At 53.2% G+C, this 16,249-nt stretch carries 14 protein-coding genes; 10 read left to right on the top strand and 4 right to left on the bottom strand.

All coding sequences use genetic code 11. The features are described from left to right. Nucleotides 1-201 precede the first annotated feature (201 nt). The 6 genes from O5O45_RS11500 (at nucleotide 202) to katG (ending at nucleotide 6,282) form a co-directional block, all read left to right on the top strand. Complete coding sequence (locus O5O45_RS11500) at nucleotides 202-1,203, top strand: hypothetical protein (protein ID WP_305905366.1); 1,002 nt, start codon at nucleotides 202-204, stop codon at nucleotides 1,201-1,203. A 147-nt stretch (nucleotides 1,204-1,350) separates the two neighbouring features. Continuing rightward, a complete protein-coding gene (locus tag O5O45_RS11495; protein ID WP_305905365.1) occupies nucleotides 1,351-1,677 on the top strand; it encodes an ArsR/SmtB family transcription factor in 327 nt (108 codons plus the stop codon). Further along, nucleotides 1,674-2,174 carry an SRPBCC family protein gene (locus O5O45_RS11490; RefSeq protein WP_305905364.1) on the top strand — a complete coding sequence of 167 codons (501 nt, stop codon included), beginning with the start codon at nucleotides 1,674-1,676 and terminating at the stop codon, nucleotides 2,172-2,174. The genes O5O45_RS11495 and O5O45_RS11490 overlap by 4 nt, the downstream gene beginning before the upstream one ends. 101 nt (nucleotides 2,175-2,275) lie before the next feature. Next, complete coding sequence (locus O5O45_RS11485; RefSeq protein WP_305905363.1) at nucleotides 2,276-2,827, top strand: pyridoxamine 5'-phosphate oxidase family protein; 552 nt, start codon at nucleotides 2,276-2,278, stop codon at nucleotides 2,825-2,827. A 517-nt stretch (nucleotides 2,828-3,344) separates the two neighbouring features. After that, nucleotides 3,345-3,866, top strand: coding sequence for a hypothetical protein (locus tag O5O45_RS11480; protein ID WP_305905362.1), 522 nt, complete (start codon nucleotides 3,345-3,347; stop codon nucleotides 3,864-3,866). A gap of 238 nt (nucleotides 3,867-4,104) precedes the next feature. Then, a complete protein-coding gene (gene katG, locus O5O45_RS11475) occupies nucleotides 4,105-6,282 on the top strand; it encodes a catalase/peroxidase HPI (RefSeq protein WP_305905361.1) in 2,178 nt (725 codons plus the stop codon). Nucleotides 6,283-6,369: 87 nt separating this feature from the next. Here katG and O5O45_RS11470 read toward each other — a convergent pair whose 3' ends face one another. After that, the gene (locus O5O45_RS11470; protein WP_305905360.1) at nucleotides 6,370-6,672 is read right to left on the bottom strand and encodes a hypothetical protein; all 303 of its coding nucleotides are present in this window, start codon (nucleotides 6,670-6,672) and stop codon (nucleotides 6,370-6,372) included. Between the two features lie 295 nt (nucleotides 6,673-6,967). On the opposite strand from O5O45_RS11470, the gene O5O45_RS11465 reads away from it, so the two are divergent. The 4 genes from O5O45_RS11465 (at nucleotide 6,968) to O5O45_RS11450 (ending at nucleotide 13,273) form a co-directional block, all read left to right on the top strand. Next, nucleotides 6,968-8,860: an Ig-like domain-containing protein gene (locus O5O45_RS11465; RefSeq protein ID WP_305905359.1), complete on the top strand. Its 1,893-nt coding sequence runs from the start codon at nucleotides 6,968-6,970 to the stop codon at nucleotides 8,858-8,860. Between the two features lie 101 nt (nucleotides 8,861-8,961). Beyond that, complete coding sequence (locus tag O5O45_RS11460; RefSeq protein WP_305905358.1) at nucleotides 8,962-9,273, top strand: hypothetical protein; 312 nt, start codon at nucleotides 8,962-8,964, stop codon at nucleotides 9,271-9,273. A 161-nt stretch (nucleotides 9,274-9,434) separates the two neighbouring features. Continuing rightward, nucleotides 9,435-10,817 (top strand): MATE family efflux transporter, encoded by a 1,383-nt coding sequence (locus O5O45_RS11455; RefSeq protein ID WP_305905357.1) that lies wholly within the window; start codon nucleotides 9,435-9,437, stop codon nucleotides 10,815-10,817. Between the two features lie 236 nt (nucleotides 10,818-11,053). Beyond that, nucleotides 11,054-13,273, top strand: a complete 2,220-nt coding sequence (locus O5O45_RS11450) for an NADP-dependent isocitrate dehydrogenase (protein WP_305905356.1) — start codon at nucleotides 11,054-11,056, stop codon at nucleotides 13,271-13,273. Between the two features lie 163 nt (nucleotides 13,274-13,436). Here the strand turns inward: O5O45_RS11450 and O5O45_RS11445 are convergent, their stop codons facing one another. The 3 genes from O5O45_RS11445 to O5O45_RS11435 are packed head-to-tail and all read right to left on the bottom strand — an operon-like array spanning nucleotide 13,437 to nucleotide 16,024. After that, nucleotides 13,437-14,471: a DUF2955 domain-containing protein gene (locus O5O45_RS11445; RefSeq protein WP_305905355.1), complete on the bottom strand. Its 1,035-nt coding sequence runs from the start codon at nucleotides 14,469-14,471 to the stop codon at nucleotides 13,437-13,439. Between the two features lie 12 nt (nucleotides 14,472-14,483). Further along, on the bottom strand, nucleotides 14,484-15,542 hold the full coding sequence (locus O5O45_RS11440) for an HlyD family secretion protein (protein ID WP_305905354.1): 1,059 nt from the start codon (nucleotides 15,540-15,542) through the stop codon (nucleotides 14,484-14,486). A 26-nt stretch (nucleotides 15,543-15,568) separates the two neighbouring features. Then, nucleotides 15,569-16,024, bottom strand: coding sequence for a MarR family transcriptional regulator (locus O5O45_RS11435; protein WP_305905353.1), 456 nt, complete (start codon nucleotides 16,022-16,024; stop codon nucleotides 15,569-15,571). Between the last annotated feature and the right edge of the window lie 225 nt (nucleotides 16,025-16,249).

Genomic DNA, 16,249 nt, shown 5'->3' with positions numbered 1-16,249 from the left:
CCGCTTGGCTGATCGCCCCCAATGATCAAGAGAAAGCCGGCAATAGAATTTTCAGGAGGAATCCTGGGGCGGCGGTTTTATAATCTGTTCTAGCGCTTTTGGCGGATATAAGAACAGGACGATATTCGCATAGAATCCAGCTTCATCAGTAAAAACTACTTCTTCAAATCAAGCTGTTTATAGTGTTAAGGATAATCGCGAATGACAGTGTTTTATTACCAATCATTTAACTCAAACTCAAGTAAGACCAGAGACGCCATCGCCGCCCTGTCGCAGTCGCACGCGCGCAGCACGCATGACAAAATGGCTTCTGGAGAAATCTTGACCGCCCGCAAAAGACCGGCGCCAGACGACGGAGATGCTTCCGGTCCGCCCAAGAAAGTGGCGAAGCTGGCCGCGCCCACTGCTAATGGCGCGTCGCCGACAATTCCTGTTTTCGGTCCGCCCATGCGTTTGTTTATGGAGCCGGCAGGGGCTATGAACAAAGGCTCTCTGACGGTGGTGCAGTTTCAATCACTGGTGCAGGGCAAGGCGCGTGAAATCCATCAGGATGTGATCAGGTCCATCGGGGCTCCTATAGATCTGGGGGTATTTGGAGAAATCGACGGCAACCATTCCGACTGGAATTTCCTGAAGGACCACTTTGGAGACCTGCAACACGCCGTTTCAACGGGAAAAGCCTGCAATAGTTTTAGCGTCTATGACTGCGCAAAGCTCAAAGCCGAAATAATCGGGTCGGGGGATGGTTGGATAGCGGTTAAGAAGGACTGGATCAACATTGCGTTTGTGCATGTTCCCAACTCTATCGCCAAGGACAAAGGACGCGTCCAGCAATTTTATAGGGACATCAACCAGGCTTTCATGTCAAAAGGAAAAGGGTGGTTGGATGTAGTGATGGGCGACACGAACCAAAGCAGCAAGGACTTTACCTCCACGGCAATCTCCGAGGCTCTGGGAGTCCCGTTTACCAATGCAGGCGGATTACAGGAGTTCACCACCGCCGACACTCACGACAACCTCTTTCACGGCACGAACAGCAACGGTAAGGATGTCTACGATGTCGCGGTTTACAATACACGCTCGATAGATTTCAAAAAGTTCGACTATATCTCCCAGGCGGCGTCTTCCGCTAACTCCGCCGTGGCGTTCACTGACCATATGGGCATGGCGCTTTCCGTCAGGAAGAGAATACCCTTCGTATAAAAAACAGATGGGCGGCAACCCAGTGGGGCGCCGCCCATCGACCAGTCTTTCTCCGTGAAACGGCATAAATTTTCATCATGCGCGTTGCGCAACCAAAAAGTTGCGCATATACTTGCAACCGAATAGTTGCATAAATGTTGCGATATCATGAAACGAGATATTTTTCAGGCGATCGCCGATCCGACACGTAGAGCCATTATGGTGTTGATCGCCGCGCAGGGTATGACGCCCAACGCCATCGCCGATCATTTCGAAATGACCCGCCAGGCGACCTCCAAGCACATTCAAATCCTGAATGAGTGCGGTCTGGTGACGCAGCAGAAGCAGGGGCGGGAAATCTTTTACCAACTCAAGCTGGAAAAAATGCAGGAAATTGACGTTTGGCTGGAGCAGTTCCGTAAGCTGTGGGAGGACCGGTTCAGTCAGCTCGACGCGCTGTTAAACACCCTCAAATCAGGAGATAAAGAGCCATGAACGCGAATCTTCAGTTCGACTTCCTCGTAGATAAGGAAAACAACACCATTACCGTCAAAAGAGAGTTTCAAGCGAAGCGTCAACTGGTCTGGGATTGTTACACCAAAAGCGAACTGCTTGATCAGTGGTTTGCGCCCAAGCCGTTCACCACGAAAACCAAAACCATGGATTTTCGCGAAGGCGGATGCTGGCACTACGCCATGATCGATCCAGAGGGGACCGAATATTGGGGTAGGTTGGACTATCAAACCATTCTTCCTATTGAAAACTACACCGCGCTGGATGGCTTCAGCGACGCCACCGGCGAAGTTAACCCCGCCATGCCGCGCTCCAAGTGGGATGTAACGTTTGAAGATAAAGCCGAGCGCTCGCTGGTTCACACCGTCATCGCCTATAACTCCCTGAAAGACCTGGAAACGGTGATCCAGATGGGTATGAAAGAAGGACTGACATCCACATTGGAGCGACTGGACGAGTTGCTTTTGACTTTCAAGTAAGCATCCATGCGAACTTCAAGTATAGTGTGATGAAAAACTGGGAGCAGCCTGCAGGCTTGCTTCCAGCTTTTGTTTATCAGGACAAAAAAGGAACAGGCAGAATGGGGCAGCAGTTTTCAGAAATTTCAGACAAGTTGACTCAGTTTATTCAGGAACAAAAGCTATTTTTCGTGGGCACGGCCGCCCGTGAGGGCAGGGTAAACATCTCTCCCAAAGGCATGGACTCTCTGCGGGTGCTTAGCCCCAATCGCGTGATCTGGCTGAACGTCACGGGCAGCGGCAACGAGACCTCGGCGCATATTCAGGAATGTCCCAGAATGACCGTCATGTTCGCCGCATTCGAAGGAAATCCTTTGATACTACGCCTCTACGGCGAGGCCAAAGTGATCCATAGAAATGATGCTGAGTGGGAAGAACTGTTCGCCCACTTTGATCCCATTCCCGGCGCCAGACAAATCTTCGACCTGAATGTCGACTTGGTGCAATCCTCCTGCGGCATGGCGGTTCCCTTCTACGACTACGTCGAAGACCGTGAACTGCTGAAAAACTGGGCCGCCAAGAAAGGCGACGAAGGCATCAAAGACTACTGGAAGCAGAAGAACGAGGTCAGTCTGGATGGCAAAGAGACGCATATTGTTGAGAGGAGTGTTTGAAAGGCGTTAGGCGATAACGAATCCTGATTGAGTGTTTCCGAGAGGTTTTATTCCAGCCTAACCCCATCAAATCGAGGCGATGATGATATCCGCCTCGTCATCAGGGGAGCCGACGAAGTCTGAGTAATGTTCGTGCTCCCCTTGTAGCTTTCGCAATTGTTTCTTTCTGTTGCTTCTGTGGATTTATTGTATTGATTGTTGAGTGGGTCACCTAGTGTCTTTGGTTGCGACTGTTGGTCGGCCAGCAGCTTCGGGCGCGGTGTTTGGCGATTATGAGGCGGCGGTGACGGCGTGTATATGTGGGGGCTGGGAGGTTTGCGCGTTCTCACTAATCGAACTATATATTTTGGGGGCTGCGCGCTCCAGCCGCAGGTCTGGGTTATCGATTGTCCCGACCGTGCGTAAATGGAAGCGCAGCTTATCCATTGATGAGTGTGAGTTAATCAGGAAGTTTACTGCGCATGATCATGGCGGGGTTACTTCCGACAGTATGTTGCGCCACGGAGGATTACTCGACATGACATGCAAGAATGAGAAGCAAGGCGCGGTGCATAGCGGCCTGTGCGATGTCACCTATCCCTGCACCAGAATCGCTTCTTCCACAGATATTCGCGCCACGCACCAACGGGACTGCTCACTGGGCGGCGGTTTCGTAGCTTTGGGCGATGTTCACCAGACCTTGGGTTATGAGGCCAGCATGGACCTCATCAACCTTGACGACTTGATCAAATTTATCGATAACCGCGCAAAATTCGGCACCTACTGCAATATTCCCAAGTCTCGCGGGTGCGCTCACTTTTGCGTGGATAAAGGACGTCGAACCGTTGAGGGGCGGCGTTTGTCCTGGCTGTGGGTATTTCCCGACGGGAATGTGCGGCCCGCTCATAAAATTCTGACTGACAACCCCACTTATGTATGGACCAAGCAACAAATCATCGATGCGTATCGTGCGGCTAAAAATCCTGGTCTGCCTATGTTCACCCGTCACGTAGACAAGCATTCGGAACTGGCGATCACTTTCTGTCTGCCGTTGCCATAAAGGCGAGTAACAGCCCAGCACAAATCCCTATCGCCGCTGACAGCGTATTCATCCAGGCAGGGTGGATACGCTCACACGCGCCTCAAGCAGCCTAAAACGCTGACTCTGCTATCCTGTGACTGATAATAGCTATCGTTATGATCAAGAACCTAAATTGGTCAATGCAACTGCGCACGTACTATAACTGAATCACTGGACGAAACCTGTTACTAGCTTGAATACAAATGGAGAGAACGCAATGTCTGATAGCAAATGTCCCTTTCATCACGCGCCAGCGGAGGGAACATCGAACCGGGATTGGTGGCCCAACCAGTTGCGGCTCGAAATCCTCCACCAACGCTCCTCTTTATCCAATCCACTGGGTGAGGAATTCAACTACGCGGAAGCTTTTAAAAGCCTGGATCTGGCGGCGGTAAAGCAGGATCTGACTGCATTGATGACTGACTCTCAAGATTGGTGGCCGGCGGACTTTGGTCATTATGGTCCTTTGTTTATCCGTATGGCGTGGCACAGCGCCGGCACCTACCGCACCGGCGACGGTCGTGGCGGCGGCGGTACCGGCAATCAACGCTTCGCCCCCCTGAATAGCTGGCCGGATAACGTAAATCTGGACAAAGCGAGACGTTTGCTGTGGCCGATCAAACAGAAATATGGACAGAAGATTTCCTGGGCTGACCTGATGATTCTCGCCGGTAACGTGGCGCTGGAGTCGATGGGCTTTAAAACCTTTGGTTTTGGCGGCGGACGTGCGGATATCTGGGAACCGGAGCAGGATATTTACTGGGGCGCCGAGAAAACCTGGCTGGACGATAAACGTTATTCCGGCGATAGAGACCTTGAGAATCCACTGGCTGCAGTGCAGATGGGCCTGATCTACGTGAACCCGGAAGGCCCTAACGGCAACCCTGACCCCATCGCTGCGGCCAAAGACATTCGCGAAACCTTCGTACGCATGGCGATGGATGATGAAGAAACCGTGGCGCTGATCGCCGGCGGACATACTTTCGGTAAAACCCACGGCGCCGGCGATGCGGCGAATGTGGGGCCGGAACCGGAAGCGGCGGGCCTGGAAGAGCAGGGCCTGGGGTGGAGAAGCAGCTACGGTTCCGGTAAAGCCGGCGACGCTATCACCAGTGGCCTGGAAGTGACCTGGACGGAAACGCCGACCCAATGGAGCAACAACTTCTTCGAAAACCTGTTTGGCTATGAATGGGAGCTGACCAAGAGCCCCGCCGGCGCTCATCAATGGGTTCCCAAAGGCGGCGCTGGCGCGGACAAAATTCCCGACGCCCATGACCCCTCGAAGCGTCACGTTCCGACTATGTTGACCACGGATCTTTCCCTGAGATTTGATCCCGCGTACGAGAAGATCTCCAGACGGTTTTATGAGAATCCGGACCAATTCGCGGACGCCTTCGCTCGCGCCTGGTTTAAGCTGACCCATCGGGATATGGGGCCACGCGTGCGTTACCTCGGACCAGAAGTGCCCACAGAAGAGTTAATCTGGCAAGACCCGATTCCTGCTGTAGATCACCCTTTGATCAACGACCAGGATGTCAGCGCATTGAAGGGTAAAATTCTTGCATCAGGTCTATCCGTGGGGCAACTGGTGTCCACCGCCTGGGCGTCCGCCTCCACCTATCGCGGCTCTGACATGCGCGGCGGCGCCAATGGCGCGCGTATTCGGCTGGCTCCGCAGAAGGCGTGGGAGGTCAATCAGCCTGACCAGTTGGCGCACGTGTTGAAGACCCTCGAAGGCATCCAGGGTGAGTTCAACAGCGCGCAGTCCGGCGGCAAGAAAGTCTCACTGGCGGATATGATTGTGCTGGCGGGGTGCGCCGGTGTTGAGAAAGCCGCGCAGAACGCTGGACATAGTATCAAGGTCCCATTCACGCCGGGGCGTATGGATGCATCGCAAGATCAAACCGACATTGAAGCGTTTGATGTGCTGGAGCCAATTGCAGATGGATTCCGTAACTACACGAAGGGCAAATACGCCGTGTCGGCGGAAGAGTTACTGGTGGACAGGGCGCAACTGTTGACGCTCACCGCGCCGGAAATGATGGCGCTGATTGGCGGCATGCGCGTTCTCAACACCAATGTCGGACAGAGCAAACACGGCGTCTTTACCCAACGTCCGGAATCGCTGACCAACGACTTCTTCGTCAACCTGCTTGATATGGGCACAGTGTGGAAAGCGACCTCCAAAGAGGAGGATGTGTTTGAAGGGCGTGACCGAGTAACGGGAGAAGTGAAATGGAGCGGTACGCGAGTGGATCTGGTTTTCGGCTCCAATTCCCAGCTCAGAGCCTTGGCTGAAGTGTACGCCAGCTCCGATGCGCAGGAGCGCTTCCTGAAAGACTTTGTCGCCGCCTGGAGCAAAGTCATGGACCTGGATCGCTTCGACTTGGCGTAACCAGCGAGCCATTTGCTTGCAAACGCGGATTAAACGCCTGCCCGATTTTGGGCGGGCGTTTTTCGTTAAGCTGGAAAATCTGCTTCTTTAGGTGATGCGCTTTTCGATCCATGCAATGGCGGCGCGGCAATTCCAAAGCCGCTCCTTGTCCTGCATTGCGATCTCCGCGGCAGTCATGCTCCCTGGCTTATGCTCAAGGAGTAACTCCAGGCGCTCTTTTTCTGCGTTTAACGCCGCCAAAACACGGTCGCTGTCGGTGTGCTGCAGCAGCGCTGTCATCGCCTTTATGGTTTCCTCCTGGGATGATCTGGCGGACTGGGAGAAAGGATTGTCGGTGACGGCGAGGCAATTCGCCACCTGGCGCTGAAGCGCTTTGTCATTTTCTTTCATGTTAATACTTCAATCTCCGCCTTAACGTTCTGTGAACGGACAGTAACCTGTGGGAGGCAAATAATCTATTTTGGTTCGTTTTGCGCACTGCCGACAAGACTGTTCCAAATACTTCACAGAATGTAAAAAAACATCATCAACGTCTACCTAAGCGACGTCCGGAATGCATCTATAATTGTCTGCATCTGGCGAACGTCCGTCGTTAGACTCTCGAATAAAACCAAAAACGAAGCCTTGGGAGTAATCGCCGCTTTAACGTACAGGACACCTAAATATTTCAGGAGGAATAATGCTCATGTCGAATTACTCACGCGCTTTGATTTCAACCCTTCTATGGCCATTGCTATGGGTACTGGCCAGTACGTCGCTGCAGGCCGCTCCCCAAGCCTCAAATATCAGCTATGTCACAGCAATAAATACGTCTCTGGATATCAGTCTGGATAGTCTGAGCGCCAGTCAGGATGGGGTTAGGTTTGGTATTGCTGCGGCGCCCTCTCACGGCGTGCTCAGTCCTCTGCCGGGACAGTCGGCGGACGGCGCCAGATGGCGGTATACCCCGCAGACGGATTTTGTCGGCGTCGATGTGTTTGAGTTCTACATCTTGGATCAACAAGGGGAGAGGGCGCAGGCGCGGGTGACGATTTCCACGGAAGATGGACAGATCAACCGCTATGTTTTTTCTCCCAGCAACGGCTACAACGGCGTCTCGCATATGTACGGCCCCTATGCGGAGGACGCGGTGTATGGCGCCGGCAAGCCGATTAACTTCCCCTTTATTCAGCCCGGAGATCGTATCGAAATCTCATCGGGAACCCGCAGCAAAACGCTGCGCATATGGGGACTGCAGGGAACGCCTGAGCGCCCCATCGTGATCATCAATAAGGGCGCGGTTGAACTGGGCAAGGGGGGCCACACCATTGAGCTGGACGCCTGCAAATATGTGCAGATCATGGGCGTGGGCGATGATGATCTGGATACAGGCATTCATATTCATGGCGGGGCCACCAAGGGCATCCGCATGGGCGAGGCTTATACGCAGCACATTGAGCTGGCCTATCTGGAGATTGATCATACCGTCATGGCGATCAGCTTTGGCAGCAAATATCCCCTGGGCGCCGCGCCGCCCACTGACGGCATCCACATTCACCACAATAATATTCACGATATCTCCGAGGAGGCTTTTTATTTGGGTAAGGCTGCGGACCAGGGCGGCGGCGCCTACTCCACCACTCACGACCTGACGGTCGCCTACAACCGGCTGCGCGACATTGGCTATGAAGGCATTCAGATACGCGGCCTGCGTGGCCCCAATAATCGCATCCACCATAATGAAGTGATCAACACGGGTTGGTCTCATGACGGCGGACCCAACGACATGCATGGGATCTATGGCTATGACGTACATCAGGTGAGCATCTACAACAACCTGATAAAAGGATCGGATCGCGCCGGCGTCTATATCAAAGAGTATGGGGAGACCAGCGACTCCCATTTCGACGTTTTCAATAATCTGATTATCGACTCTGGTCGCGCCAATAACGGCAAAGGGCACGGCATATTGATCTCCGCAGGCCACAGCGCCAACCTCTTTAACAACACCATCGTCGGAGCGCGTGAGTACGGTATTAGTTATTACAGTGACCTGGACAGCGCGCATATCGCCAACAACTTGCTGGCGGATATTCAGGATCTGATCAGTCCCATCCGCGATATTGGCAATGCCAGCATTCTGGTGGAAGGCAACCAGTTCTACGCTGATCCGATGCAAGCGCAGTTCGTGAACGCCGCTCAGGACGATTATCGTGTGGCGGCGACTAATTCCGCCATCGTGGACAACGCGACGCCGCCTCTGATCGCATCATCGGATTACGCCGACTATCCGCGTCCAGGCGGACCCGCTTCGGATATTGGCGCACACGAAAATCAGCCGCCGGTCTCGTGGGAACAGGCATTTGTTTATCCGTCATCTGGAACGCTCAATGGGACGCTGGCGGGATACGACCCGGAAACCGACGCAATCGCCTACGCGGTGGCCACGCCGCCACAGTATGGAAACGTGATGCTGCAGGGCGCTGATTTCATATATATCGCTGATCCAGACTTCCCGGGGCAGGACCAGTTTTCAGTGGAGCTGAGCGATGGAGTGGGGCGGTCGACTTTTGCGACGGTCACTGTCGTAGGCGAGTAGACTGAGTTTGCTGTATTGTGGTCCTGATATGACTGTAAATGTTGTATCGGGGCCCCTCAAATTTGTAGCTTGGGTGATGAGTTGGCGACCGGAATTTATTGATGACAGACAGTATTGAATATACCGGGCGCACAAAAGATAGAAAAAGCGCCATCGCTTCCGTTGAACAGGCGCTAATGCGCCATGGCGATTGGGGAAGTTACGGTGACTTCTCCAGACCGCTGAATGAGTTATCAGGCGAATATAAAATCACCATTGCAGAACTGCCTGACAGTTTTTCCGTCACACTTATTTCCACTGCGCCCAATAGCGGTTTTGAAGTTGCATTTTCTGTTTTAAAGAAAGACCTGTCCATCGATTTGCATAGCGTTGTTATTGGCGTCGACTTCCCGCCGCCAGATATAGGCGAATAACTGCTTTAATTCCCTGTCTTACGCTATAAATCGCCGCCCTCCATGCAACGATGTTGTGGTACTCTACGCAGCCGTTGATATCCATCGCGTTACAAGTAAACAAGCCAAGGAAATGCGGCTCTGATCTATGTGTCGGAGATTGTGGAAACAGGACGTTATTTATGAAAATGGCCGTCGTCAAAGCGGAAGTTGAGTACTGCTTTAAAGAACTTATCGCTTCTCTCACCATCGCCTACCCAATATTGATTTCTCTCAGTCTCAGCATGATAGCGGGGCTGACGGATATGATCGTTTTGGGGCGATTTTCAACGGTTTCACTTTCCGCCGCTGTCGTCGGCAACAGCGTCTTTATTATCTTTGCGACGGCGATCAACGGTTTAATCAGGGGAATGGTCCCGCTGTATTTTCAATCTGAAGATGCTGCGGGTAAGCATCGGGTGATACGCAGTGGCGCGCAACTGGCGTTGTTTTCCGGGGTAGTGGGATGTCTGCTGCTGCAATTGCACGGGGTGGCGTTGACGTTTTTAAATCTGCCTGCGGACATTGCCTTCGCCGCCAGTCGCTATCTGGATGTTCTGGCCTTGGGACTGGTTCCCCTTTCACTCAGCATGCTGGTGACCAATTTGTTTGTGGTGACCAAGAACACCAAGCCTCTGTTAAAAATAAGCGCTTTATCTTTTGCGGTGAACGCCCTGAGCACGGTGGTGCTGGTATACGGCTGGCTGGGATTTGCGCCGATGGGGGAGCAGGGAGCGGCGATAGGAACGGTTATCGGGTATGTCTTTGCACTGGCGTTTGGCTATCGCTTGTGCGGCGCTGGATTGTTTAACTTTCAGGCGGGAAAAGACGCGTTGCGGGTGGAGAGGAAAATGCTGAGGCGCATCATCCTAATCGGCGCGCCGATTTCCGCCTCGGTGATAGCCAAGTTTGCAGCCATGTCGGTTCTCGCGATGATCGCGGCCTATTCTGGAGCAGATTCCGCCGCGGCCTTCGGTATTCTCAACAGTATCGCTTCTATAGCGTTCATTTTCGCCATCGCCTACGGGCAAGCGCAAATGTCCCGCGTAGGGGCAGTCATAGACGTGCAAGCGGAACCGCGGCGCTGGTTTATTGCTTTTCTGTTTAACGGCGTCGTTGTGATGTCGTCTTTAATCGCCGTTGTTTATTTAATTAGCGACAAGTTGGTCTATTTTTATACACCTGATAGTCGTGTCGCGGAATTGGCGCTTGAGATCGTTCCTCTTATGCTGCTGGCCTGTTTGTTCGACGGGGTGCAAGCATCCGCCGGGATTGTTCTGACGGCATTCAAAGACACATTTTTCTCATTCGTATCACTACTTATATCTTATTTCGTGATTTGTATTCCCATGGTATTGGTGTGGGGTAACGTCCAAGGTGAGGGGATCGTGTTCGATCTGTTTTTATCTATGACGGTAGGCTTGTTTGTTTTATCCATTTTGCAAGTTGCGCGTTTGTATTACGTGTCGACCTATGGGCGGAATACTCTTATAGCTAACCGGCCTAAACAGAGTTGCGCTGCATAGCCTACTCTTATCGTTCAAACCCTCCCTGTAGATGAAGAGTTTTTTGACCTTTGGCGTCGTCGTGAACAGCGGTAAGTTGTTCTCGCCTTTAATACAACTTATATAAAATAAGTGTGGTTTTCAGGTATAATGCGGCGCCAAAAATTTACACTGCCTTTTGTGTATAAAAAAGCGGCGGCCAAAAGCTGTTCGTTTTTCCACACTGGGTGACCTTGCCACAAACCTAGGGGGACTTAATGCCTAGTAATACCAAAATCGTCTATACACTTACTGACGAAGCGCCTCTACTAGCAACCTATTCTTTATTGCCGATCATTAAGAAATTCGCCTCAGCTGCGGGCGTAGACGTAGAAACCAGCGATATTTCTTTGGCGGCGCGAGTTCTCGCTAATTTCCCTGAATGTCTCTCTGAAGAACAGAAAGTGCCTGACGCGCTGGCGGAGTTGGGTGAGTTGGTAAAACAAGCCGACGCCAACGTCATCAAGCTGCCAAACATCAGCGCCTCCATTCCGCAGTTGAAAGCGACGATCAAAGAACTGCAGCAGCAGGGCTTCAACGTGCCGAACTATCCAGAAGAGGCGGTGACTGAAGAAGAGAAAAAAATCGAGCAGGCCTACGCGAAAGTGCTGGGCAGCGCGGTAAACCCGGTTCTGCGTGAAGGCAACTCCGATCGTCGCGCGCCTGCGGCGGTTAAACAATACGCCCGTAAGCACCCCCACAAAATGGGCAAATGGAGCCAGGCTTCCCGGACTCACGTTGCGCACATGCGTGAAGGCGATTTCCACGCGACTGAGAAGTCCGTGATCATCGATCGTCCCATGGTCGCCAGAATTGAGTTCGTCGGCAAAGACGGCGCGGTTCAATTGAAGCGCGAACTGAAGCTGCAGAAAGACGAAATCCTGGACAGCATGCGCCTGAGCGTCAGAGAACTGTGCCAGTTCCTGGAGCAGGAAATGGAAGGCGCACGCCGTGTCGGCATCCTGCTGTCTCTGCATGTTAAAGCGACCATGATGAAGGTGTCTCACCCTATCGTGTTCGGTCATGCGGTCAAGGTTTACTTCAAGGACGTTTTCAAGAAGCACGCGGAAACCTTCAAAGAACTCGGCGTTGAACCCAACAACGGTATGGGCAACGTGTACGAGAAAATTCAACAGCTGCCGATGTCCAAGCGCGAGGAAATCGAAAAAGACATCCTTAACTGCTTTGAGCACCGTCCCGAACTGGCGATGGTGAACTCTGACAAGGGCATCTCCAACCTGCACGTGCCTTCTGACGTTATCGTTGACGCCTCCATGCCTGCGATGATCCGCGAAGGCGGTAAAATGTGGGGCGCGGATGGCAAGCTGAAGGACACTAAAGCGGTTATCCCTGACTCCAACTACGCTACGATCTATCAGGAAGTCATCAACTTCTGTAAGCACCACGACGCCTTCGATCCTACCACAATGGGCACTGTGCCTAACGTGGGTCTGATGGCGCAGAAAGCGGAAGAATACGGCTCTCACGATAAAACTTATGAACTGGATGCAGACGGCGTGATGCGCATCGTCGACGACCAGGGCAATGTGCTGATGCAGCACGAAGTGGAGAAGGGCGATATCTGGCGCGCATGTCAAACCAAAGACCTGCCTGTTCGCGACTGGGTGAAACTGGCCGTAACCCGCGCTCGTCTGTCCGGCATGCCGGCTATTTTCTGGCTGGACGAAGACCGTCCCCACGATATGAACGTGAAAGCCAAAGTTGTCGAGTACTTGAAAGAGCACGACACTGAAGGTCTGGACATCCATATCATGGGCTATGACGTCGCTATGCGCACCACACTGGAGCGTCTGCGTCGTGGTAAAGACACTATCTCCGTAACGGGCAACGTTCTGCGCGACTACCTGACCGACTTGTTCCCCATTCTGGAACTGGGCACCAGCGCCAAAATGCTGTCTGTGGTTCCATTGATGGCGGGCGGCGGCCTGTTCGAGACTGGCGCTGGCGGTTCTGCGCCTAAGCACGTACAGCAATTCGCGGAAGAGAATCACCTGCGTTGGGACTCCCTGGGTGAATTCCTGGCGCTGGCGGTTTCTTTCGAAGACATCGCGGTCAAGACCGGCAACAAGAAAGCCGAGATTCTGGCCAAGACGCTGGACAAAGCGACAGAAAAACTGCTGATGAACGACAAATCGCCTTCTCGTAAGGTGGGTGAGCTGGACAACCGCGGTAGCCATTACTATCTCGCGATGTACTGGGCGGAAGCCGTTGCTGCGCAAACCGACGACGCTGAACTGGCGGCTCAGTTCGCACCGTTGGCCAAAGAGCTGGCGGCGAACGAAGACAAAATCGTCAGCGAACTGTTGGCCAAAGAAGGCACTCCAGTGGAAATGGGTGGTTACTACCACGCAGATCCAAAACTGGTCAGTAGAGCCATGCGTCCAAGCGACACACTGAACGCGCTGATCGACGGCTAAGCGACTTTCGGAGCTACGTTGCTTGTGTAAGTCGTAAGTGACGTCCGCCGAACAGGCTTAAGAAAAAGGGAGCATTCGTTGCTCCCTTTTTTGTTATGGTGACCCGTCCTGAAATAGGTTGACACCTATTTCAGGACTAGACATGGCTGAACAGATAACCAACTCAATGACTAAACCGCGTCGCCGCAAACTGGTTCAATATGCGATGCACCAGATAAGTGACGAGTAAGGTCACTACGATGGCGAAGAAAATACTGCTGATACGGTAGAGCCCGCTGAAAACCAGGTCATTGGTGGGGGATAGATATTGGCCGAACAGGATGCCCAGTGTGGTCAGCCCGCCGAATCCCGCCCCGGAGCCGCTGGATTCTTTGACATGCAGATAGCTGAAGAACAATGCCCCGATCCACAGTAGTGGGATCACCAGCAGCAACACGCCAGTCCAATCATACAGAATCACCTGACACAGCAAGCCAAAGGCGACGCCCAACAGGGTTCCCATGGCGCGTTTGCGGGCGTAGCCCAGCGCGCCGTTCCAGTGCATGGGAAACAGCAGCAGTAAGGTGGTGGCTTGAGCGGACATGGAGTCATTCAGATCGAATATCTGAAACACCAGAAATGACAGGGTCGCCAAGGTCGCGCCCATCAGCGCTTCATGGCGCATGCGATGAGATCCTTTCGGTTCCGCCGGTTGAGGTGGAGGCAGGCGAGGGGAGGCGTCCGGTATTAAAAAAGTGGCCAAGTAAGCGATCAGTACGGACAGCAGTCCCGCCAGGATGTTGCTGACGACCAGATCATTCAGGTCCACGCCAGGATAGCTGGCGAAGTGCAGCATAATGCTCAAACTGAGCACGCTGTTGGCCCCGAACAGAAACAATGGGCCTTTCGACATGCAGGCGAACTTATACAGAAACAGCCCGAAAGCGAGAAGGGTCATTATTCCGGGGTGTGCGCCGAATAGACCTCCCAACAGAGCGACTTCCAAGCCGCAGATCACCGATGAGGCCAACAGTTGGCGCGCCAAATGCGCGTTCATGACTGGCGCTAAACCCAGTAGCAATACTGGTGTGACGGTGAAGAAGACGCCGTAGTTCCAGCCAAACAGTTTGCTGATGGTGAAACCCAACACCGCGCCGGTGGCGATGCGCAGGCTCTGGCGCAAGTCATTCTCTGAAAGTGGGTGATCCCATAATCGCATAAGGGCGCCTGTCTAATAGATGTAGTGCAACAAACTGAGAAAACGAATTTGCGCCTTGGCGAAGGTTGAGAAAATCGCCCCCTCCGGCAGCAGTTGCACCGTAGCACGTGCGCCGGACGGCAGATGTTGCGTGTCGGCTGCGTCCAGTTGCAGGTGCAGGCGCATACGTTGTGCATCCCGCACCCAGCGGTTGGATTGCGTGGGCGTAGCCAGACGGCCGTCCGCATCGAACTGGCCGGCGCTGACGCCAGCGTCAAGGCTGCTGACGCGGGCCTGGAATACTTGTCCGGGTTTGCCGTCGAAGGCGACCAGCGCTGCATTATTCAAGTCAAAGTTACGCAGACTTTTTTCGCGGAAGTCGGCGATGACATCCAGATTCTCGGAAACCAGCGCCACCAGAGGCGCGCCTGCGACGGCATAAGCGCCCGCCTCAAGTTGCAGGTTGGTGATGACGCCGTCTTCCTCCGCCTTGATCCGGGTGTAGGAGAGATTCAATTGCGCCTGCTTCAATTGGGTCTCTGCGGTGCGAATGGTCAGATTGGCGTCGCTCAGGTCGCCCCGGCTGACTTCCAGTTCTTTCAGGTGGGCCTTTACCGACGCTAACTTCGCCTGGGCGGTGGTTGCGTCGCTTTCCGCCTTATCAAGCTGTTGCTGAGACACGACATTGCGTTGAAACAAGGTTTTCAGACGCAGCGCTTCCCGGTTTTTCTGACTCACCGTCGCCGCGGCTGCATCTACATCCGCTTTTGCAGCGGCGATGGACGCATCCAATTGAGCATTGTTCTGTTTGACCTTTTCCAGGTTCAGCTCTGCCTGTTCAACGGCGATTTTGAAAGGTTCGGGATCAATGTCGAAGAGAATATCGCCTTTATGAACTGGCTGATTGTTCTCGACATAAACCGCTGTGATAGGACCGCTGATGCGGGGCGCCACTTTGGTGACGATACGCGTCGCCATAGCCTGCGGCGTCAGCGGCATAGCGATGTCAGCAATAAGAAAGTAGGCGAAAACAAGAATGAAAGCGATGCAGGAGTACTTTATCCACTGCGCGAATTTTTGATCGGGGGTCATAAACTCTACTTCTTTCAATAAAGAGACTACGGATTCTGAAACTCAAGGGCATTCAAGGCGATTTGCTCCAACATGGCGCCGAGCTTTTTCTGATCGGCTTCATCTATCTGGTTCAGCAAGCGGCGACGCACTTTGAGTATGTGGGCTTCCATTTGCGTGATCAGTGCTTTGCCTGCATCCGTCAGGCTCACAATGCGCGCCCGTTTGTCGTGAGCGCAGCAACGTCGCTGGATGAGAGATTGATCCTCCAGCTGCTTTAACGTGCGCATCAGCGACGCCAACTCAATTTCCAGCGCCTCCGCCAACTGCTTCTGGCTGATGTTGTCGCCCAGACGCTGCAGCTTCAATAACGCAGTCCAGCGCGGGTAGGTCAGACCCAGCGGGGACAGCTCACGGTCTGCGGTCATCTTCCAAAGACGGGAGACGCGGCCAAGCTGCTCCGCAAGGGAAAGGTCTTTAAAGGTATTGGAGGGTTGCTTCATGGCGTGACGCTCAATTTAGTTAGCATGCTAAACAAGATAATATGCTTAGCAAGCTAAGTAAATGTGAAAAACAAGGAATTCTGGTAAGGAGAAGTACGCAGCTTTTTCTATTTTCCGATAAACGACGGAGCCAGGGCGCATCAAAGCCCTGTCTGTCTTCGCCTGTCGATAAGCTTGCCCCAGATAAAAACGTAACAATTTGTATTCTCTATGAAGGGGAGTCCT

The organism is Hahella sp. HNIBRBA332, assembly GCF_030719035.1.
Classification (GTDB): Bacteria; Pseudomonadota; Gammaproteobacteria; order Pseudomonadales; family Oleiphilaceae; genus Hahella.
The sequence above is the reverse complement of the archived record's forward strand: the minus strand, read 5'-3'. Positions and strand labels throughout refer to the sequence as shown.